The sequence below is a fragment of the Undibacterium sp. TJN25 genome (assembly GCF_049339885.1).
Taxonomy (GTDB): Bacteria; Pseudomonadota; Gammaproteobacteria; order Burkholderiales; family Burkholderiaceae_D; genus Undibacterium.
Window position 1 is genome coordinate 355,798 of sequence record NZ_JBMPPM010000005.1, and the last position, 18,851, is coordinate 374,648.

General features: G+C 58.4%; 17 protein-coding genes. 10 read left to right on the top strand and 7 right to left on the bottom strand.

Annotated features, from left to right (window positions below):
* Position 1: 1 nt before the first annotated feature.
* Entirely contained in the window at positions 2-1,456 is a 1,455-nt protein-coding gene (locus ACO0LO_RS14965) for an efflux transporter outer membrane subunit (protein ID WP_422965029.1), read from the top strand.
* Between the two features lie 103 nt (positions 1,457-1,559).
* Here the strand turns inward: ACO0LO_RS14965 and ACO0LO_RS14970 are convergent, their stop codons facing one another.
* The 3 genes from ACO0LO_RS14970 to ACO0LO_RS14980 form a co-directional block, all read right to left on the bottom strand.
* Positions 1,560-2,108: a surface-adhesin E family protein gene (locus ACO0LO_RS14970; RefSeq protein WP_422965030.1), complete on the bottom strand. Its 549-nt coding sequence runs from the start codon at positions 2,106-2,108 to the stop codon at positions 1,560-1,562.
* Between the two features lie 148 nt (positions 2,109-2,256).
* On the bottom strand, positions 2,257-3,330 hold the full coding sequence (locus ACO0LO_RS14975) for an AI-2E family transporter (RefSeq protein ID WP_422965031.1): 1,074 nt from the start codon (positions 3,328-3,330) through the stop codon (positions 2,257-2,259).
* Positions 3,331-3,516: 186 nt separating this feature from the next.
* Positions 3,517-4,461, bottom strand: a complete 945-nt coding sequence (locus tag ACO0LO_RS14980; RefSeq protein ID WP_422965032.1) for a LysR family transcriptional regulator — start codon at positions 4,459-4,461, stop codon at positions 3,517-3,519.
* A 123-nt stretch (positions 4,462-4,584) separates the two neighbouring features.
* Between ACO0LO_RS14980 and ACO0LO_RS14985 the strand changes: the two genes are divergently transcribed.
* From ACO0LO_RS14985 to ACO0LO_RS15010, 6 genes are all read left to right on the top strand, one after another.
* Complete coding sequence (locus ACO0LO_RS14985) at positions 4,585-5,883, top strand: CitMHS family transporter (RefSeq protein WP_422965033.1); 1,299 nt, start codon at positions 4,585-4,587, stop codon at positions 5,881-5,883.
* Between the two features lie 57 nt (positions 5,884-5,940).
* Entirely contained in the window at positions 5,941-7,290 is a 1,350-nt protein-coding gene (locus ACO0LO_RS14990) for an acyclic terpene utilization AtuA family protein (RefSeq protein ID WP_422965034.1), read from the top strand.
* A 1-nt stretch (position 7,291) separates the two neighbouring features.
* On the top strand, positions 7,292-7,621 hold the full coding sequence (locus ACO0LO_RS14995) for an AtuA-related protein (RefSeq protein WP_422965035.1): 330 nt from the start codon (positions 7,292-7,294) through the stop codon (positions 7,619-7,621).
* A 96-nt stretch (positions 7,622-7,717) separates the two neighbouring features.
* Positions 7,718-9,316: an acyl-CoA synthetase gene (locus ACO0LO_RS15000; RefSeq protein WP_422965036.1), complete on the top strand. Its 1,599-nt coding sequence runs from the start codon at positions 7,718-7,720 to the stop codon at positions 9,314-9,316.
* 242 nt (positions 9,317-9,558) lie between these two features.
* Positions 9,559-10,005, top strand: a complete 447-nt coding sequence (locus tag ACO0LO_RS15005) for a CopG family transcriptional regulator (RefSeq protein ID WP_422965037.1) — start codon at positions 9,559-9,561, stop codon at positions 10,003-10,005.
* Positions 10,006-10,028: 23 nt separating this feature from the next.
* On the top strand, positions 10,029-11,354 hold the full coding sequence (locus tag ACO0LO_RS15010; protein ID WP_422965038.1) for an alpha/beta hydrolase family esterase: 1,326 nt from the start codon (positions 10,029-10,031) through the stop codon (positions 11,352-11,354).
* Positions 11,355-11,406: 52 nt separating this feature from the next.
* Here the strand turns inward: ACO0LO_RS15010 and ACO0LO_RS15015 are convergent, their stop codons facing one another.
* Positions 11,407-11,742 (bottom strand): putative quinol monooxygenase, encoded by a 336-nt coding sequence (locus tag ACO0LO_RS15015; protein WP_422965039.1) that lies wholly within the window; start codon positions 11,740-11,742, stop codon positions 11,407-11,409.
* Positions 11,743-12,298: 556 nt separating this feature from the next.
* Between ACO0LO_RS15015 and ACO0LO_RS15020 the strand changes: the two genes are divergently transcribed.
* A complete protein-coding gene (locus ACO0LO_RS15020) occupies positions 12,299-12,892 on the top strand; it encodes a cysteine dioxygenase (protein WP_422965040.1) in 594 nt (197 codons plus the stop codon).
* A gap of 26 nt (positions 12,893-12,918) precedes the next feature.
* Positions 12,919-14,556 carry a rhodanese-related sulfurtransferase gene (locus ACO0LO_RS15025; RefSeq protein WP_422965041.1) on the top strand — a complete coding sequence of 546 codons (1,638 nt, stop codon included), beginning with the start codon at positions 12,919-12,921 and terminating at the stop codon, positions 14,554-14,556.
* Between the two features lie 34 nt (positions 14,557-14,590).
* Here the strand turns inward: ACO0LO_RS15025 and ACO0LO_RS15030 are convergent, their stop codons facing one another.
* Together ACO0LO_RS15030 and ACO0LO_RS15035 are read right to left on the bottom strand one after the other, a co-directional pair.
* Positions 14,591-14,920 (bottom strand): DHCW motif cupin fold protein, encoded by a 330-nt coding sequence (locus ACO0LO_RS15030; RefSeq protein WP_422965042.1) that lies wholly within the window; start codon positions 14,918-14,920, stop codon positions 14,591-14,593.
* Between the two features lie 21 nt (positions 14,921-14,941).
* Positions 14,942-15,409: a YbaK/prolyl-tRNA synthetase associated domain-containing protein gene (locus ACO0LO_RS15035; protein WP_422965043.1), complete on the bottom strand. Its 468-nt coding sequence runs from the start codon at positions 15,407-15,409 to the stop codon at positions 14,942-14,944.
* A 269-nt stretch (positions 15,410-15,678) separates the two neighbouring features.
* Between ACO0LO_RS15035 and ACO0LO_RS15040 the strand changes: the two genes are divergently transcribed.
* Positions 15,679-18,300 carry a sensor histidine kinase gene (locus ACO0LO_RS15040; RefSeq protein WP_422965044.1) on the top strand — a complete coding sequence of 874 codons (2,622 nt, stop codon included), beginning with the start codon at positions 15,679-15,681 and terminating at the stop codon, positions 18,298-18,300.
* Between the two features lie 134 nt (positions 18,301-18,434).
* Here ACO0LO_RS15040 and ACO0LO_RS15045 read toward each other — a convergent pair whose 3' ends face one another.
* Complete coding sequence (locus ACO0LO_RS15045) at positions 18,435-18,707, bottom strand: hypothetical protein (protein WP_422965045.1); 273 nt, start codon at positions 18,705-18,707, stop codon at positions 18,435-18,437.
* Positions 18,708-18,851: the final 144 nt, after the last annotated feature.

Genomic DNA, 18,851 nt, shown 5'->3' on the forward strand with positions numbered 1-18,851 from the left:
TATGACACTCTCAATTTCATTCCCGAAATTGCCGCTGTCCGTGTTGGCAGCCAGCCTGATGCTGGCAGGCTGCATGACAGTCGGACCCGACTACAAACGTCCGGCACTGGATACGCCTGCAACATTGGGTACTGCCGCCTCAAGCAAGCCGACTGCAGCAGTAGACTTGCTGCAATGGTGGAAATCCTTCCAGGACCCGGTACTGAGCGGCCTGCTGGATGAGGCTGCGGCCAACAGCCAGGACCTGGTGCTGGCAACCGGCCGGATCGAAGAAGCGCGTGCGGTACAGGCAGGCACTAATTCGAACAAGTATCCGGTTGTGGACGCCAACCTGAATGGCGTAAGAGCCCGTACCAGCGGAAATTCCGGCCAGATCCCTGCCGGCTTTCCATTGGTGAACAATGAATACACGCTGGGTTTGACCGCTTCCTACGAGCTTGATTTTTGGGGCAAACTGCGCCGCGCGGATGAGGCAGCACGTGCGCGTCTGCTGTCGCAGGAAGCCAATCGCGGCGTCGTACTGACTACGCTGTACTCCAATGTGGCGCAAAGCTATTTTGCATTGAGGGCGTACGACGCTCAGGTAAGCCTTGCGGAAACCACGCTGCAAACCCGCCAGGAAAACCTGCGTCTGCAGCAAAAACGTTTCTCCGCAGGCTCTATCGGTGAACTGGATTTGCATCAGGCAGAGTCGGAAGCCGCGTCAACCGAGGTTGTGCTGGAGCAGGCAAGGCAGGGACGAGCTGTTACCGAATCGACGCTGGCGGTATTGCTGGGCCGTGCGCCGAGTGCGGTGCTGAATCCGGTGATCGCCCGCGGTGCACCGCTGGATGGCCTGTACCAGCAACTCGTGGTGCCGGCCGATCTGCCATCGGATTTGCTGAACCGTCGTCCTGACATTCTCGCAGCCGAGCAGAATCTGGTTGCCGCCAACGCCGATATCGGTCAAGCCAAATCCCAATATTTCCCGGATGTGAAGCTGACTTCCGGTTATGGCTATGAATCGCTTGGTTTCAGGAGCCTGCTTGATCCTGCGTCGCTGATGTGGAACCTGGGTGCCGGCCTGACCCAGCCTATCTTCCGTGCCGGTGCGATTGGTGCGGTTGTCCAGGGGGCGGAAGCGCGCAAGAACCAGGCGCTGGCACAATACGTGCAGACCGTGCAGGGCGCTTTCCGCGATGTGCATGATGCGCTGACCAACATACAGTCTGACGAGCAGATCATGGAATCGACCACGCGTCGCGTGGCCGCGCTGAAAGACAGCCTGCGCCTGGCGCAACTGCGCTACGACAATGGCTACAGCAGCAGCCTGGAAGTGCTGAATGCACAGCGCGACCTGTTGCAGGCGCAAGCCAACCTGATCGATACCAAGCGCGCCCACCTGGCGGCTGTCGTCAGCCTGTACAAGGCAGTCGGCGGCGGCTGGGACAAGCCGCAAAGCCTGGCGGCGAAATAAGCTGATGCATATCCAGCTGCGTTAATCCGTTTGCTTTAATACAAAAGCCGGTACCTGTGAAGGTACCGGCTTTTTTTATGGTGCCAGCGGATGTTTGCGGAGCTTATTTCTTCGGCATCTTCAGGTTGCAGACTTCGTTGACCATGGTTTCAGCAACGGTATCCGGCGCCGGCTTTTCATAACTCATATTGGTCAGCGCATCGGAATGGTCGCGCTTGTCGCCCGCACCATAGTTTTCGGCATAGATGATTTCCTTGCTCAGGCGCATGGTCTTATCTTCGCAATTCAGGATATACATATCCTGATAAGACTTGAGTGCGGGAAAGCTGGGATCGCCCTTGTTTGGCCTGGCTTGCTTGAAGTTCCACATTGCCCACACTTCCCGCATGCTGCCGATCTGGCGGATTGATGCTGCATCCAGGCTCATTTCCGTGCTGCCGTCATCATTGATGACGCGCCAGTCGGCTGGCCGCCCAGTGGGGCTGCCAGCATTGCTGATAGTAACGTCGGCAGCCGGGCTGCTGGCAGGAGCTGCAGTTGCCGCGCTAGCAGGCTTGACGGCTTTTTTGTCTTTGGCAACATCGGCTGCCGAAACGGCAGAGACTGTTGAAACAGCGGCCAGCAGACTTGCCAGTAATATCAGTTTTTTCATATTCGCTTCGGTCAAAAAAAATTTAGATGAATATAGCAGGCCTGAGTTCAGTCTGCAGCACTAAATACCTGCAATACCGTCTTAAAACTTGTAAGACGGTGTTGCAGGGCCGGCAGGCAGGAGCGGCGCATGGTGCTCCTGGGTGTATTTATTCCTGGATAATCTCGCGCTGCTGCATCAGCAGTTTTTCCCTGCGCGAGGCGCTGGCACGCACGAAGATGATCTTCAGTGCAGCAATTACCGGCACCGACAGGAAGATGCCGACTACGCCTCCCAGTTGGTCGCCCGCCAGCAAGCCTACGATGACCAGCAGGGGGCTGACTTCCACGCCCTCGCTCATCAGGATAGGATTCAGCACATAGTCCTGGAACATGCGGTACGCAAAGATGAAACCCAGCAGCCAGACCAGGTGCGGATAGCCGCTGAACACCGATACCGCAACTGCGATTGCCACTGCCGCCAGCGGCCCGGCAAAGGGAATAAATTCCAGCACAGCCGCGATGCTGGCCAGCAGCAAGGCATACGGCACGCCCAGCAGCGAGAATACGATGCCATAGCTGATCAGCGTGGCGATCGACAGCAGCAGCAAGGCGCGCACATATTTGGACAGCAGCACATCCAGGTCCTTGATGATGCCGGACCACATGCGCTTGTTTGCATAGTTCAGCCACGACAGCAGCTCTTCTCGGATGGCCGGTGCTTCCTTGATCAGCAAAAAACTCAATACCGGCACCAGGATCAGGTAGATCAGGTTGCTGGCCGCATGCATGACGCTGACGCCGAAGTTGCGCGCCAGCGGCATCGCCTGGTCCACATTGCTGACCACCTGCCCACGCACAAATTCCAGCACCCGCTGGCGCAGCGGCTCCAGGAAGTCCGGCAGCGGTATCCGGTCGGACACGTTCTTGGCGTCCAGCAGTTCGGGAATCTGCTGGCTCAGCTTGATTGCCTGGTCCTGGATCTGCGAGCCGAAGATGGAGCCGGCCACCGCCACAATCGCCACCACCAGCACAAACACCAGAGCAATCGACGCTGTGCGCGGCATACGCGCCGGGCGGTAGCGCTCCACCAGTTGCACCAGCGGATAGATCAGGTAACTGAAGAAGATGGAAAACACGACCACCAGCAGCGTGGACGACACCGTATAAATAATGAACAGCAGAAAGGCAACGAGGAACACTGTCCATGTAATCTTGGCGACGCGGATATCGAAACCGAGCATATTTCTTCCTGAAGTAAAAGTATTTTGAGCATCCCGGCCATAGACTGGGCGGGATTTCTTTGCTTGTTTTGCCTCCTATCCTAGCGGAAAGCATGGCCCGCGCCCGTGCGCTGAATCACTTAGTATCTTTTGTGGCATTGAATTGGAGACTATTGCATGGATTGTAACAAAGCCCCACGCAAGCGCCTAGACTTGCTGGTATTTCCGCCTCTTCCTCTGCTTTTCCGGCGCTGGATCAGGCGTCCCAAGCTCTTTCGTGATCATGTCCAGCATCGCCTGCGCCGCAATGGACAGGCTTTCTGACTTGCGCTTGACGATCAGGATAGGGCGCACCAGTCCTTCGGTTTCCACAGGGATGGCGACCAGGTTCAGCTGGCGGAACTGGAACAGCGTCAATTCCGGCACCAGTGAAATGCCCAGGCCCTGTTCCACCAGGCCTGCTACCGTTGCCAGGTGTTCCGCCTCCAGCCCGGTAGAAATCGTGGCTACATTGCGCAGCAAGATATCCACATGCTGCCTGACGCTGGTGGAGCGCGCCAGGTGGATCATCTCGCATCCGGCCAGGTCTTCCAGCTGGATGCTGCGTTTTTTCGCCAGTCTGTGGTCGCGGCGGCATACCAGGTAAAACGGGTCGCTGCATAAGGTGCCGGCATCAAATTCCTGCACGTTGGGGCCGGGCGCCGTCAGCGCCAGGTCGGCCTTGCCTTGCCGCAGCAGCGCAAGACACTGGTCGGACAAGGCATCGTGCAGCGTGACGGTCACGCCAGGGTGCAGCTTTTTATAAGCGGCGATCACTGCAGGCAGGCCGTTGGCGGCCAGCGAAGGCAGCGCGGCAATGGCAACCCGGCCGCGGCGCTTTTCCACATATTCCGCCATGTCGGCAAATGCCGATTCAATTTCTGCCGTCAGTGAGCGCGCCACATCCACGAATAGCTTGCCTTCCGGCGTCAGCGTGACGTTGCGGGTATCCCGCTCGAACAGCTTGGCGCCGACCGCCGTTTCCAGCTTCTGGATCATTACGCTGAACGCCGATTGCGAGACATGGCAGCGCTCCGCCGCGCGCGTGAAATGCTTCAGTTCATCGAGCGCGAGGAAGGCGTACAGCAGGCGGGTGGAAATATTGGCGCTCATTTATTGATCGGAAAAACGGTTTAATCAATCGTAATTTACCATTTTACTAAATTAATAGAGGAAGTCAGAATAAAAACACCTCAGCGCCACAGCAGGGGATAAAAAAACAGACAGGAGACAAGAATGCTGGCTTTACTCGGTTTCATCACCATCGTCGTATTACTTGCGGCAATCCTCACCAAGAAGATGTCGCCGCTGGTGGCGCTGATCGCCATCCCCATTATTGCCGCGCTGGTGGGCGGCTTCGGCATGGAGACGTCCAAATTCATCGTGGCCGGCATTACCGGCATTGCACCGGTGGCCGGCATGTTTGTGTTTGCCATCCTGTTCTTCGGCATCGTCACCGATGCCGGCATGCTGGACCCGGTCATCAGCGGTATCCTGCGTGTGGTCGGCAGCAGGCCCACTCGCATCGTGCCCGGCACGGCCTTGCTGGCCCTGCTGATCCACCTGGATGGCTCCGGCGCGGTAACTTTCTTGGTGACGATACCGGCCATGCTGCCGCTCTACACACGGCTGGGTATCGACAAACGCATCCTGGCGTGCGTCGCGTCTTTGGCGGCCGGCGTCAATTTCCTGCCGTGGACAGGGCCGATGATACGGGCGTCGGCGGCGCTGCATATTCCTGTCAGTGAAATCTTCATGCCGCTGATCCCGGTACAGATAGTGGGCCTGGTGTTTGTGTTCACCGTGTCATACCTGCTGGGCCGGAAAGAGGAAGTCAGGCTGGGCCTGACCAAGGGCGCCCCTGCAGGTTTCTCCCACAGCCATGAACTGAGCGAAGAACAGAAGGCTATACGCAAACCCAGGAATTTCTGGGTCAATATCGTACTGACCGTTTTTGTACTCGGCACAATGATCAGCGGCAAGATCGACCCTGTCGTCATGTTCATGGTGGGCGTGGTGCTGGCGCTGATGATCAATTATCCCAACGTAGATATGCAGCGGGCCCGTATCGATGCACATGCGAAGGCGGCACTGCTGATGGCCGGCATCCTGTTCGCTGCCGGCGTGTTTACCGGCATCATGAGTAAATCGGGCATGCTGACGGCGATGGCCAAGACCGCCGTGGCTTTTGTGCCGCCGGAGATGGCGTCGCACATTCCGTTTGCGCTCGGCTTATTGTCGATGCCGCTGTCGCTGCTGTTTGATCCGGATTCGTTTTACTTCGGCGTGCTGCCGGTAGTGGCCGAGGTCAGCAAGATACTCGGCGTGCAGCCGATACAGGTTGCACAGGCAGCATTGCTAGGGCAGATGACAACCGGTTTCCCCGTCAGCCCGCTGACGCCTGCGACGTTCCTGGTGGCAGGCCTGGCAGGCATAGACCTGGCGGACCACCAGAAATACACATTCAAATACCTGTTCGGCGCATCGGTTGTCATGACAATCGCTTGCGTGCTGCTGGGAATTTTTCCCATCTAGCGCATACCGCTCATGCTGCAGGCCATGAAGGAAATGCAGGAAAACGGAAGGAAAACCATGAAACAAATACGGATAGGCGCCGGCGCCGGATATTCCGGTGACCGCATAGACCCCGCGGTGGAGCTCGCTGCCAAGGGTGACCTGGATTACTTGATCTTCGAATGCCTGGCCGAACGCACAATTGCAGTGGCGCAGCAAAGCAAGATGAAGAATCCTGCTCTCGGCTACGACCCCTTGCTGGACGACAGGATGGTTGCGGTGCTACGCCTGTGCAAGGAAAACGGCGTGCGTATCCTGACCAATATGGGCGCCGCTAACCCGCTTGCTGCAGCCGCCAGGATAGTAGAAATCGCCCGCGAGCTGGGGCTGGCGGGGCTGAAGGTCGCCGCCGTCAGCGGAGACGACGTGTTGGACCGGATAGTCGATGGCAATTATCTGGACGATACCGGCGCCGCCGTCAGCCGGCTCGGCAACAAGCTGCTATCCGCCAATGCCTACCTCGGCGCGCAGCCGCTGGCGGAGGCGCTGGCGCAAGGGGCGGATATTGTTGTCACCGGCCGCGTCGCCGATCCGGCGCTGGTGCTGGCGCCGCTAATCCACGAGTTTGGCTGGGCCATGGATGACTGGCACAGGCTGGGGCAGGGCACGCTGGTTGGCCATCTGCTGGAATGCGCGGGGCAAATTACCGGCGGCTATTTTGCCGATCCCGGTTACAAGGATGTGGCCGGCCTGGCGCGGCTGGGTTTTCCACTGGCAGAGGTCGCTGAAGACGGTTCCGCCGTCATCACCAAGGTGGCCGGTTCCGGCGGCCAGGTCACTGCCGCCACCTGCAAGGAGCAGCTGCTGTATGAAATACATGACCCGGCCGCTTACCTGACGCCGGACGTCGTGGCGGATTTTTCGCAAGTGCGGATAGAAGAAATTGCGCCGGACCGCGTGCGCATCAGCGGCGCGAGCGGGCATGCACGGCCGCAGACGCTGAAGGTATCGCTGGGTTATATCGACAGCTACATCGGCGAAGGCCAGATATCCTATGCCGGCCCCGGTGCGCTGGCACGAGCGCAGCTGGCGCAAGACATCATTGCGCAGCGTCTGCAGATGATGGCCGTTGAGATCCCCGGCATTGCAGACGAAGTGCGTTACGACCTGATAGGCCTCAATTCCATACACGGCAGCGCCTTGTCTTCCCATGGCGCCGAACCGTATGAAGTGCGGCTGCGCGTCAGCGCGCGCGCGGATACGCTGCAGGCAGCACGCCGCATCGGCGATGAAGTGGAGGCCTTGTATACCTGCGGCCCCGCCGGCGGTGGCGGGGCGAGCAAGTCGGCCAGGGATGTGGTGGCGGTGCTGTCCACTTACCTGCCGCGGCAGCAGGTTGGAACATCCATACAGATGCTGGAGGCATAGCATGGCAACACAAAAACGACGAACACTGAGGGAGCTGGCCCATTCGCGGGCCGGGGACAAGGGCGACATCTCGAATATCTCGGTCATCGCCTACGACATCAGCGACTTCGCGCGGCTGGAAGAATACCTGACGCCAGAAAGGGTGAAGCAGCATTTTGCCGGAGTCGTTCAAGGCGAAGTGCGCCGCTACAGCCTGCCGGCGTTGGGTGCGTTGAATTTTGTGATGGAAAAAGCGCTGGGCGGCGGCGTCACCCGCTCGCTGGCGCTGGACGCGCATGGCAAGTGCCTGAGTTCGGCGATGCTGAGCCTGGAGTTGCCGGCTACTGAATAAAATCTCGGGATGGTGTAGAGTAGATTCATGCAGCGGCCGGGAGACAGGACGCTGACGACATCAAACTATAACGCTACACCACAGCGAGAAAAATACATGGCCTCTACCAATCCGCCCCGCATATTCGCCGGTGACCGGCAACGTCTTGTCAGCGATATCATGCAGCGCGCCGCGCAGGCCGCCGCCGGTTTCAAGGCGCTGGGCGTAGGTGAAGACGATGTCGTGGCGCTGCTGTTGCGCAACGATTTTGCGTTTTTTGAAGCCTCACTGGCAGCCGGCCAGATCGGCGCCTATGCGACGCCGATCAACTGGCATGCGACTGCGGCCGAGGCGGAGTATGTACTGGCAGATTCGTCGGCGAAGGTGCTGGTGGTGCACACCGATCTGTGGCCCGGTATTGCCGCTGGCGTGCCGGATGGCGTCAAGCTGCTGTTCGTGACTACGCCGCCCGAGATACTGGCCGCCTACAAATCTGCCAACGAATTTGCCAACGACTCTGCCAACGACTCTGCCAACGACTCTGCCAACGACCTGGCGGCCTTGCCGCCCGGCGTCGTGATGTGGGATGCCTGGGTGGGGCAGCATGCGCCGCTGGCATCGCCGCCGCCGGACATGCGCGGCGTGATGATCTATACATCAGGCACTACCGGTAAACCCAAGGGGGTGCGCCGCAATCCCGTCAATGCGCAGCAGTTTGCCGCAATGAGCGCGGCGACAGCGGCCGCTTACGGGTTGACGCCGGAGCAGCCGATGCGGGTATTGATGAACGGGCCCATGTACCATTCGGCTCCCAACAGTTACGGCAGCACGGCGGCGCGGCTGGGCGCCGACATCGTACTGCAGGAGCGTTTCGACCCTGAGCAGATGCTGGCGCTGATAGAGCGCCACCGCATCACCCATATGCATATCGTACCGACGATGTTCTATCGCCTGCTGCAATTACCGGACGAAGTCCGGCGCCGCTACGACCTCAGCTCGCTGAAGGACGTCGTGCATGGCGCGGCGCCTTGTTCCCCGGCGTTGAAGCAGGCAATGATCACGTGGTGGGGGCCTGTCATCAGCGAATATTACGGCTCCACTGAAACGGGACTGATGGCGAGGAATACATCGGCCGATGCGCTAAACAAGCCCGGCACCGTGGGACGCGCCATACCCGGCGCCAGGTTCGCGATTCTGGATGAAGGCAGCACGGAGGTTGCTCCCGGCGTCGTTGGTGACGTGTATGTGCAGATTGCGCACATGCCGGATTTTACCTACCACCGGCAACCGGACAAGCGGCAGGCCGCCGGCCGCAACGGCTATATCACGGTAGGGGACGTGGGCTGGCTGGACGAAGACGGCTACCTGTTCTTGAGCGACCGCAAAAACGATATGGTCATCTCGGGCGGCGTGAATATCTATCCGGCGGAAATAGAAGCCGTGCTGCTGGGTATCTCCGGCGTCAAGGATTGTGCCGTTTTCGGCATTCCCGATGCGGAGTTCGGCGAACAACTATGCGCTTATGTGCAGCGGGAAGAGCATGCCGCTGCGCTGACGGAAGACGATATCCGTCGCCAGCTGGCGGCACAGCTGGCCAAATTTAAAGTCCCCCGGCTCATCAAGTTTGCAGACAGCCTGCCGCGTGAGGATTCCGGCAAGATCTTCAAGCGCAAGCTGCGCGCACCCTATTGGGAAAGCAGCGACCGGAAAATCTGACGCTGCATTGCCCATTGTGGTGTTTGCCCGGCAGAACCACGGGCCGGCATGCATGCCTGTATCTTTTGCCTTTCCAGCAACATACCCACGAGTGTGCCTGCCCGAGTGTTCGTTAAACGCACACTTAAAATTCCCTCATGACAACTTCAAGCTGCAATACCCTTGCAAACATCGGGTATTGAACTAATATACCATCCATACAGATGGTGTATGGAATCCAAAAAATCAAAAACGGAGACAACATGAAAGTACCGACAATACCGAATGCGCCTGTGCCCGCCGCTCCTGCGGCACGGGGAAAAACTGTGGAAACAGAAAAAATTACGATCAATATGGGGCTCATCGACCTTGGTCAGATCGATTTGCTGGTGCAGGAAGGCTTTTACTCCAACAGGACGGACCTGATCCGCACCGCGATCCGAAACCAGTTGAGTACGCATTCGGAAGTGATCCGGCAGACCATTCTGCGCAAGAGCCTGGTGCTGGGCCTGCATTATTACTCCAGGGCTGACCTGGAGGCGGTACAGGCGGCCAACCAGCGCCTGCAGATTCATATCCTGGGAATGGCAAGCATAGGAACAGACGTATCGCCAGAGCTGGCTTTAGCCACCATCGATTCCATTGTCGTATTAGGAGCACTGCACGCAAGCCCCGCCGTCAAGGCAGCGCTGGCCGAGCGTATTTTATAGATGGGCCCAGAAAAAGGATTTTCATGAAAATCAACCAGAACATGCTTGACGCGATGAAGGAAGCCACGCGTGCCTTGCGCGACGAAGGCCCGGTCAATGCCACCCGGTTGATACAGCGTGCCCTGCAAAAAATGCTGCCACCGAAAGACGGGGCGTCCGGCGTCCCCCCACATCACTTCAAGGAAAACCCGCAAGCAATGCGAGATATTAACCCCCGCCCAAAAGCAGCGGCCTCCCAGCCGGCTGCACGTGCGAAAGCGGCAGAAGCTACCGCTACAGAAGCAACAGCAAGTGTTGCCGCTCAGGCCGATGCCATGTCGGATTTCTTGCCCAAGCTGTTTGGCGGCTTGCATATTCCTTCGCCGTTTGACGAAAGCTGGGGCCAGGTAGGATCACTGCCGCAAGCGCCGTTACCGCATGAACAGCCTGCTGCCAATGACGCTGCGGAAAATGACGGCGCCGGCCAGGTCCGAGGCGGCCGTTTCATCAGCGCCTCTTACAGCAATCGTGCAGGCAGCCGCAACTACAAGCTGTTCATCCCCAGCGAATACCACGGGCAGCCTCTGCCGCTGGTAGTAATGCTGCATGGCTGCACGCAGGACCCCGACGACTTTGCGCTTGGCACCGGCATGAATATTATTGCGGAAGACCAGCCCTGCTTTGTCGCCTATCCGGCACAGTCGCAGGCCGCTAACGGTTCCAAATGCTGGAACTGGTTCAACGCCATCGATCAGCAGCGCGATCAGGGCGAACCTTCCATCATTGCCGGCATCACGCGCGAAATCATCACGGAATATACGATCGACGAACGCCAGGTCTTCGTGGCCGGCATGTCTGCCGGCGGTGCGATGTCAGTGATCATGGGGACTACCTATCCCGACCTGTATGCAGCAGTCGGCATCCACTCGGGTTTGCCGTACGCCGCCGCAAAGGATCTGCCTTCCGCCCTGTTTGCAATGAAGGGCAGGGGACACAGTGCCGGCAAGGCAGAGCGCTTATTGCAGCAGATACCCGTGATCGTCTTCCATGGCGACCAGGACAATACGGTGAGTCCGCGTAATGGCGACCAGATCATTGAGGAATATGTAGAGAGCGCTGCAGACGCCGCGCTCAAGATACGCACCGAAGTGGAAAATGGCCGTGCCGGGCAAGGCCGTACTTATACGCGTACCGTGCATAAAGCCGGCGACGGCCGGGCCGTGGCTGAACAATGGCTGGTGCACGGCGCGGGGCATACGTGGTCGGGCGGCGACCGGCGCGGCAGCTATACCGATTCCACGGGACCGGACGCCTCCAGGGAAATGATGCGATTCTTCGCTACCCATCCGCAACAGGCCGGCAGCGCCTAGCAGCAGACCGGCGGCTGCGCGCTTTGTGCCTGCCGCCCTCTGCTCCCCTTGCTCACGCGGCCAGTGCATCCTCGTCGTGAAAATGACGGCGCACAGGCTGCGATATCATCTTGAACGGCTGCAGGTTCATGTCCGCTTCCACCATGGGCTGCGCATCGCGTATGCAGGCCCTGGCCGCCGGCTTTTTCAGGTGGAGCTGGAAGCCGTTTTCAGTATCCCAGTTCTGGTACAGGAACCACAGTGCGGGGTCGTCCACCGCGCGGTGCAGGTCGTAATCCAGGCAACCCCTCTCCTGGCGTGCAGCCTGGACCAGTGTCAGCAGCACGCCCCCCAGTGCTTCTTCACAGCCTTTTTTTGCACGGATAAAGACGATCTTGGTGATAGGCATAAGGCACTCCTGAATGTAGAACGGCATGAACAAAACCATGGATGCCAGTGTAGAAGCCACGCCCGGTTTGGTGAATACATAATCTTATTTCTTGATTGCCTAATTCTCTTAACTATTGGATAAAAGCGGTTTATGCGGAGCCGCTTGCGGCAGCTTGCCGCAAGTGCTGGCACGCGCGTCGCCAATCCGTTTTTTTGCTCAATAAACAGGCACTTTGCGTCACCTGCCTTTTGTAAATTCGGCAAGGCCTGCATGCATAATCTGACAGGGACAGCTTGCCGCGCAATGCTTTGCCTTAAAATTAATCAGAAATGCTATTCCCTTTTTAATCAAAGAGATAAAGCATGGAAACAGAAGTTATCCACAATCTTGACCACAATTTTTGTGGGTAAGTAAATTTGTCCGGCCTGTATAAAGTATCAGCTTGACAGAGCAGGCTTTTCGGCGATGCGGTAAAGTAGGCATGAGCGCATTTGTTTTGGAAATAAATTGCCGGCGATGTGCTGCTTCCTGCCGTCTTCGGCTATCGTATGCGCTTTAAAGACAAGGTGTCGCCATGCCGAATCATGAACTTCCCGCCGGTTTATCCGCCGCATCCGGCCGCCTGCAAAATTTCGTCAGCGCGTTTTCTGCGCTGCTGGACGGGCAACCCCCGGAGCCGGTGATCCTGGATCGCGGTGCGGCGCTGCTGCGGGCGCTGGTATCGGCAGATGACTGGTTGCCTGAAGCCTGTGCGCGGCCGGATGCGACGCATTACCAGCAGTTTTTGTTGCATGCAGATACGGCAAAGCGCTTTTCCGTAGTCAGCTTTGTCTGGGGTCCGGGCCAGCAGACGCCTATTCACAATCATACAGTGTGGGGCCTGATCGGCATGCTGCGCGGCGCTGAGGTAGCGCAAAGGTTCAGCGCCACGGATAGCGGCGCGCTGGCCCCGGATGGCGAGGCCGCCAGGCTGGAGCCGGGGACGGTAGACGCGGTATCGCCGTCCATCGGAGATGTCCACCAGGTCAGCAATGCCTATGCCGATAAGGTTTCCATCAGCATCCACGTGTACGGCGCCGATATCGGCGAAGTGCGGCGCTCGGTGTTCTATCCCGACGGCAGCAGCAAAGATTTCATCTCCGGATATTCGACGCCGGCATTTTCCTGAACAACCACTCAATCAAGAACCGATCAATGAGCGCCGACATCACGCAAATTTTAAAAATCGACACTATTTCTTATGCGCGGATACGCAGCGCCTTGCTGGAAAAACGCGAAATCGCCTTGCTGGACGTGCGCGAGGAAGCACCTTTCGCGGAAGAACATCCGCTGTTTGCCGCCAACCTGCCGCTATCGCGGATAGAGCTGGATGCCTATGCGCGCATGCCCAGGCTGGATACGCTCATCGCCGTGTATGACAACGGCGAAGGGCTGGCGCAACGCGCCGCGTGCATGCTGGGGGAGTTGGGGTATACAGGCGTCTCGCTGCTGGAAGGTGGACTGGCAGGCTGGCGCGAAGCCGGCGGCGAAATTTTCCGTGACGTCAATGCACCCAGCAAGGCCTTCGGCGAACTGGTGGAATCCAGGCGTCATACACCGTCGTTCTCTGCGCAGGAAGTACAGCAACTGCTGGACGACAAGGCCGATGTGGTTGTGCTGGATGCGCGCCGCTTCGACGAATACCGCACGATGAGCATCCCCACCAGCATCAGCGTACCCGGCGCAGAACTGGTGCTGCGCGTGCGCGAACTGGCGCCCGATCCCAAGACCCGGGTGATCGTCAATTGCGCCGGCCGTACCCGCAGCATCATCGGCACGCAGTCGCTGGTCAACGCCGGCATTCCGAATCCGGTTGCAGCGCTGCGCAACGGCACCATAGGCTGGACGCTGGCCGGGCAAACCCTGCAACACCAGCAGCAGCGCCGTTTCCCGGAAACAAGCCCGGATAACCGCGCACAGGCGGCCGTTTCCGCGCGCCGCACGGCGGATCTGGCCGGTGTGCAGCGTGCCAGTGTGGAACAGCTGCAGCAGTATCTGGAGCAGAAGGACAGGACCACCTACCGCTTCGACGTGCGCACGCCGGAAGAATACCTGCACGCGCATTTGCCGGGTTTTGCGTCGGCGCCGGGCGGCCAGTTGGTGCAGGAAACCGACCATGTGGCGCCGGTGCGCGGCGCGCGCATTGTGCTGGCCGATGACGACGGCGTACGCGCCAATATGACAGCTTCCTGGCTTGCGCAGATGGGCTGGGAGGTGCACGTGCTGGATGGTGCTGCGCCAGAGAGCTGGAGTGGAAGCGGCCAGTCGGCCGTACGTCTGCCGCTACGTGTCGAAACGATAGACAGCGCTGCGATGCTCACTGCAGGGGCGCTGAAGGAATGGCTGGCAGGCGACGGCGCAAGCGGAATTACGGTAGTCGATTTTGCCGCCAGCGCGCAATTCGTGCAAAGGCGCATTCCCGGCGCCTGGTTTGCATTGCGCTCTGAACTGAAGGTGGCGTTGCAAAACCTGCCTCAGTCAAGCCGTTATGTATTGACGTCTGCCGACGGCTTACTGGCGCAACTGGTGCTGAAAGAATTTCAGGCACTGACATCGGCGCAGGCGTATGTGCTGGAAGGCGGCACCGATGCCTGGGTTGCCGCCGGCCTGCAAACCGAGGGCGCAGACTCTTCTGCCGCTGCGCATTTTGCATCGCCGCGCTCGGACCGCTACCGCAGGCCTTATGAAGGCACGGATAATCCCGTCGCCGCCATGCAGGCTTATCTTGACTGGGAGTACGGGCTGGTGGAACAGTTGGGCCGTGACGGCACCCATGGTTTTTTTGTGATCTGAGTTAATCCAAGCTAAGCTGAACTGCGCCGCTGCTTCAGTCCACGATGAACAGCGTGGCGCCGTCTTTGGTGTAAGAGCGGTGCGCCTCTGCATGGTCCGCTACCTGGTAGCTGACGCCGGGCGTCAGGAGGAACCGGCGTCCATCCTGTAATTCGGTTTCCATCGAACCCGACAGGCACAGCAGAATATGGCCCTTGCTGCACCAGTGGTCGGCCAGATAGCCGGCGCTGTAATCGACCATCCGTACACGGAGAGTGCCAAACTGGCGGGTGCGCCAGCAGGCGGTGCCGGTTTCCCCGGGATGTTCGGTTTTTTCAACGGCAGACCAGTCGGTGATGCCGAAGGGGATATCGGATATATGCATGGCGTCTCTCGCAAAGATTTTTCAGGCGGCGGTGATGTCGGCAAGCTCAGGGCTGGCGATGCGCAGATAATCATCCGCATTGAGTACGATAGACCTGTCCAGCCTGCCGGCATTGAACGCAATTTCCTTGTAGCGCCTGAACAGCTCGGGATCCACCAGCAATCGTATTCCTGGATCGAAGGAAAAAGGCGGTATCGCGCCGATGACGCAGCCGGTTTGCGCCATGGCCTCTTCCGGCGACAGCAGGCTGGCCTTGGCCGCGCCGTAATGGGCGGCCACTTTCTTGAAGTCCACGCGGCGGTCGCCGGGAACAATGGTCATGACGCTGAAATCGGCGTTCTTCAGTTTGCATAGCATGGCCTTGGCGCCTTGGCCGACCTCGGTGCCGCGTACAGAAGCAACTTTTTCCGAGTTGCCTTCATGCACGTGCTCCACTATGCGGAAAGCGGCGCCGGATTCTGTCAATAATTGCTGCAGTCGTTCAAACACGTTCTGTTCTCCTGAGGGGCTGACTCTTTTTAACCCATTGTGCCTGCAAGCCGTATTAAGCCAGGCATTCAGCCAGATAGTATATGAGCGACGCATTGCCTGCACGGCGGGGTGATTCCGGGCAGGTGGGCGCAAATGCCACACCGCCGTCTTTTTACGCCATGCAACAGTTATAATAAAATTAGCATTCATTTCATCAATAGAATGGACTCGTTCGGGATGAAATAAGTTCTAGGCCGCCGTATCGAGCGGCATCACTGGCGTGCGGGATGAATATATTTTCAATAGGAATCAGGCGGTGGCTGGGCCTTGCCCTATGCGGCTTGCCGGCTGTCGTCCTTAGCGGCTGGCTGATGGGCAATGAGAAAATGCTTTCCATCATGTCCGGCACGGAGGCCATGTCGCTGGCTGCTGCCATCCTGTTCATCGTGGCCGGGGCTTGCCTGCTGGGATCTTACCGTAGCAGCTGGTCGCGCTATGTATTGCGTTTTTTTTCGGTTGTGCTGATGGCGGCGCCGGCGCTAATCCTGATAGAACCCTTGTTCAAGCCCGGACCAGCCTCGGGCTCCACCAGCCTGTTGCCACCCGATACCAGCCTCGCGCTGATACTGTCGGGGGCAGTATTCCTGCTGGACAGCCGAAGCGTGCAGGGGCCCCGCACCCGTAAAATTGTCACGGCACTGGTGATTGCGGTGCTGTTGATTGGCGGACTGAGCCTGTTCATGTATACGCTCAACCTGGAAGACTTGTACCGCATCACCGGCTATAACCGGGTTGCAGCGCCATCGGCGCTAGGCATCTGCCTGCTCGGCCTTGGCTTGTGGTTTTTTGTCGGCGACGGCATCGCTGTTGCTCCCGTCAACCTGCATAATGAAGACCAGCGCATTACCCGCATTGCCGGCATGCTGCTGACGATACTGGCGGTCGTTGCCGGCCTGACGGGCTTTGCAGTGTTGCAGCAAGGCTATGAGCAAACCACCAAGGACAACGTGCAGAGCGACGCCACCCGCAATGCGGTGGTCATCGCGCACATGCTGGACCAGGCAACTATGCTTGCCAAGTCGATCGCTACACGGCCTGCGCTGAAAAGGGCGCTGGCTTCCCTGAGCGAGCAGCCGCGCAATGCGGATGCGCTGGCTTTTGTCGCGGAGGTAGGACGGACACTGTTGCCGCTGGGATTTTCCGGCATCGAATTCTATAGTGCACGGGGCGAACACCTGCTCACCACAGCGCAGATGAGCGGTGACCGTGCCGTTGTGGTGGCGCGCCTGAATGATGGGACCGGTAGCCAGGGCCAGGAAAGCTTGCTGTGGCAGGACGGCTTCGTATTACGCTCGGAAAACGAGGCCATCGTGGACGGAAAAGTCGCTGGCCGTGTCATCACTGAGCAAAAGCTGTCGGCGCTGAGCAGCCTGGTCAAGGATCTGCAGACGCTGGGCGATTCGGATGATGCCTTGCTGTGCACGCGAGAAGGCGCTGACGCTGTCTGTTTTCCTACCCGTTTTTTTGCGGCAAATGTGCATATCGCGCTATCCGGCAACAAGGGCATCGGCTTGCCGGTAGCCCGCGCGCTGGCCGGGCAGTCCGGCGCCGTTGCGGTAACCGATATGGGCGGCAGCAATGTCATGGCTGCTTATGCGCCTGTCGGCAAGCTCGGCCTGGGCCTAGTGTTGAAAACCGGCCTGGAGGAGCAGTATGCGTTGCTGCGCAAGCAGTTCAACCTGCTGGGCATATTGCTGGCCTTGCTGGTGGTGCTGGGCACCTTTGTACTGCGCAAACAGCTGCAGCCGCTGGTCAGCCATATCCTGCAGGAACAGAACCGCATGAAGCTGATCCTGGAAAATTCCACCGACGCCTTCGTCATGGTCGGTGAAAACGGCCAGATCCGCGACTGGAATGCGCAGGCGGAACGCAGCCTGGGCTGGACGCGCGACGAGGTGCTGGGCAAGCGCCTGCTGGAAACGATCATTCCGCCGGATCAGCTGGATGCCGTCGTTGTCCACATCACGCACCTGGAAGACGACAATGCGCGCGGCATGGTGGTGCACAGAAGGGTGGAAATCGATGCGCGGCGCAAGGACGGCACGCTGATACCGATGGAAATTTCTATCGCATCACTCTACGATACGGACGGCTACGCGGGGCATGTCTTCCTGCGGGATATTTCCGAGCGCAGGAAGGTGGATGCCTTGAAGGATGAGTTTATTTCCACTGTCAGCCACGAGCTGCGTACGCCCTTAACTTCCATTCACGGTTCACTGGGGCTGATACTGGGGGGCGTTGCGGGGCAGGTACCCGTCCAGGCTGGGCAATTGCTGGCGGTGGCCCATCGTAACAGCGAGCGACTGATACGCCTGATCAACGACATTCTCGATATAGAGAAAATTGAATCCGGCAATATGAGTTTCGTTTTCAAAACCAGCAGCCTGCCGGTGCTGATACAGCAGGCGCTTGAACTCAGCACTTTCTATGGGCAGCAATACGGCGTGGAATTGCGCTTGATTGCGCCGGTGCCGGATGTTTGCGTCAATGTGGATCAGGACAGGCTGATCCAGGTGATGATCAACCTGCTGTCCAATGCTGCCAAGTTCTCAAATACAGGCAGTAGCGTAGAGATATCGGCCCAGGCGAAAGAAGGCAGGGTTCGAGTTACGGTGACCGACCACGGATGCGGCATACCGCCCGAATCCCATGACAAGATTTTTCAGAAGTTTTCACAGGTTGATGGTTCCGACCGGCGCAAAAAAGGGGGCACGGGCCTGGGCCTCAGTATCTGCAAATCCATCCTGGAGCAGATGCAAGGCACGATAGGATTTGAGTCGGTAGTGGAGCAGGGGAGCAGCTTCTATTTTGAACTGCCTGTTATGGAAGAGCAGGGCAACGACAGCTGATTGCTACCTGCAGGTTTGCAGTATGATTGCAGGCCTTGCCGATACAGTTCAGACGGTTTTTTTTATGCCCACAGTGCGAGGTCGCTTATGTGTAGCTTCTTATTTGTAGTTATGCAGGCGAATCCTAGACGAGCCTATTCCCAGGGGTCTTCTTCCAGATAGTCCTGGCGAACGAAATCGCGGTAAGCCTGATGCAAAAACAGGCCCCCTCCCGCGACCACCATGAGCGCTGGTATCATCAGGAACAGTAATGGGGCTTCCACTTCGCAGACGCTCAGCACATCGCACATCGCAATATGATAGCTGCGGACAACATTCAAAATGGCCAAGCCTATCAGCGCAAAGGCGAGATAGCCGACAGAGCGGAACTTGCTGGGACGTTTGTAATGATAGTGGACATGCTGCATGATAGTTTCCTTTCAGACAATGACGGAAGTGTGGGCGTATCATGCATGACAGGCAACCGGACAAGGCCGGATGCTGCTGTAGGATTATTCCTATAAGAAAGCTTGCGTAAAAGAAAAATGCCGCACAGCGCGGGCTGTACGGCA

Coding starts and splice junctions, on each gene's coding strand:
- ACO0LO_RS14965 (WP_422965029.1), top strand. CDS start 2: ATGACACTCTCAATTTCATTCCCGAAATTGCCGCTGTCCGTGTTGGCA.
- ACO0LO_RS14970 (WP_422965030.1), bottom strand. CDS start 2,108: ATGAAAAAACTGATATTACTGGCAAGTCTGCTGGCCGCTGTTTCAACA.
- ACO0LO_RS14975 (WP_422965031.1), bottom strand. CDS start 3,330: ATGCTCGGTTTCGATATCCGCGTCGCCAAGATTACATGGACAGTGTTC.
- ACO0LO_RS14980 (WP_422965032.1), bottom strand. CDS start 4,461: ATGAGCGCCAATATTTCCACCCGCCTGCTGTACGCCTTCCTCGCGCTC.
- ACO0LO_RS14985 (WP_422965033.1), top strand. CDS start 4,585: ATGCTGGCTTTACTCGGTTTCATCACCATCGTCGTATTACTTGCGGCA.
- ACO0LO_RS14990 (WP_422965034.1), top strand. CDS start 5,941: ATGAAACAAATACGGATAGGCGCCGGCGCCGGATATTCCGGTGACCGC.
- ACO0LO_RS14995 (WP_422965035.1), top strand. CDS start 7,292: ATGGCAACACAAAAACGACGAACACTGAGGGAGCTGGCCCATTCGCGG.
- ACO0LO_RS15000 (WP_422965036.1), top strand. CDS start 7,718: ATGGCCTCTACCAATCCGCCCCGCATATTCGCCGGTGACCGGCAACGT.
- ACO0LO_RS15005 (WP_422965037.1), top strand. CDS start 9,559: ATGAAAGTACCGACAATACCGAATGCGCCTGTGCCCGCCGCTCCTGCG.
- ACO0LO_RS15010 (WP_422965038.1), top strand. CDS start 10,029: ATGAAAATCAACCAGAACATGCTTGACGCGATGAAGGAAGCCACGCGT.
- ACO0LO_RS15015 (WP_422965039.1), bottom strand. CDS start 11,742: ATGCCTATCACCAAGATCGTCTTTATCCGTGCAAAAAAAGGCTGTGAA.
- ACO0LO_RS15020 (WP_422965040.1), top strand. CDS start 12,299: ATGCCGAATCATGAACTTCCCGCCGGTTTATCCGCCGCATCCGGCCGC.
- ACO0LO_RS15025 (WP_422965041.1), top strand. CDS start 12,919: ATGAGCGCCGACATCACGCAAATTTTAAAAATCGACACTATTTCTTAT.
- ACO0LO_RS15030 (WP_422965042.1), bottom strand. CDS start 14,920: ATGCATATATCCGATATCCCCTTCGGCATCACCGACTGGTCTGCCGTT.
- ACO0LO_RS15040 (WP_422965044.1), top strand. CDS start 15,679: ATGAATATATTTTCAATAGGAATCAGGCGGTGGCTGGGCCTTGCCCTA.
- ACO0LO_RS15045 (WP_422965045.1), bottom strand. CDS start 18,707: ATGCAGCATGTCCACTATCATTACAAACGTCCCAGCAAGTTCCGCTCT.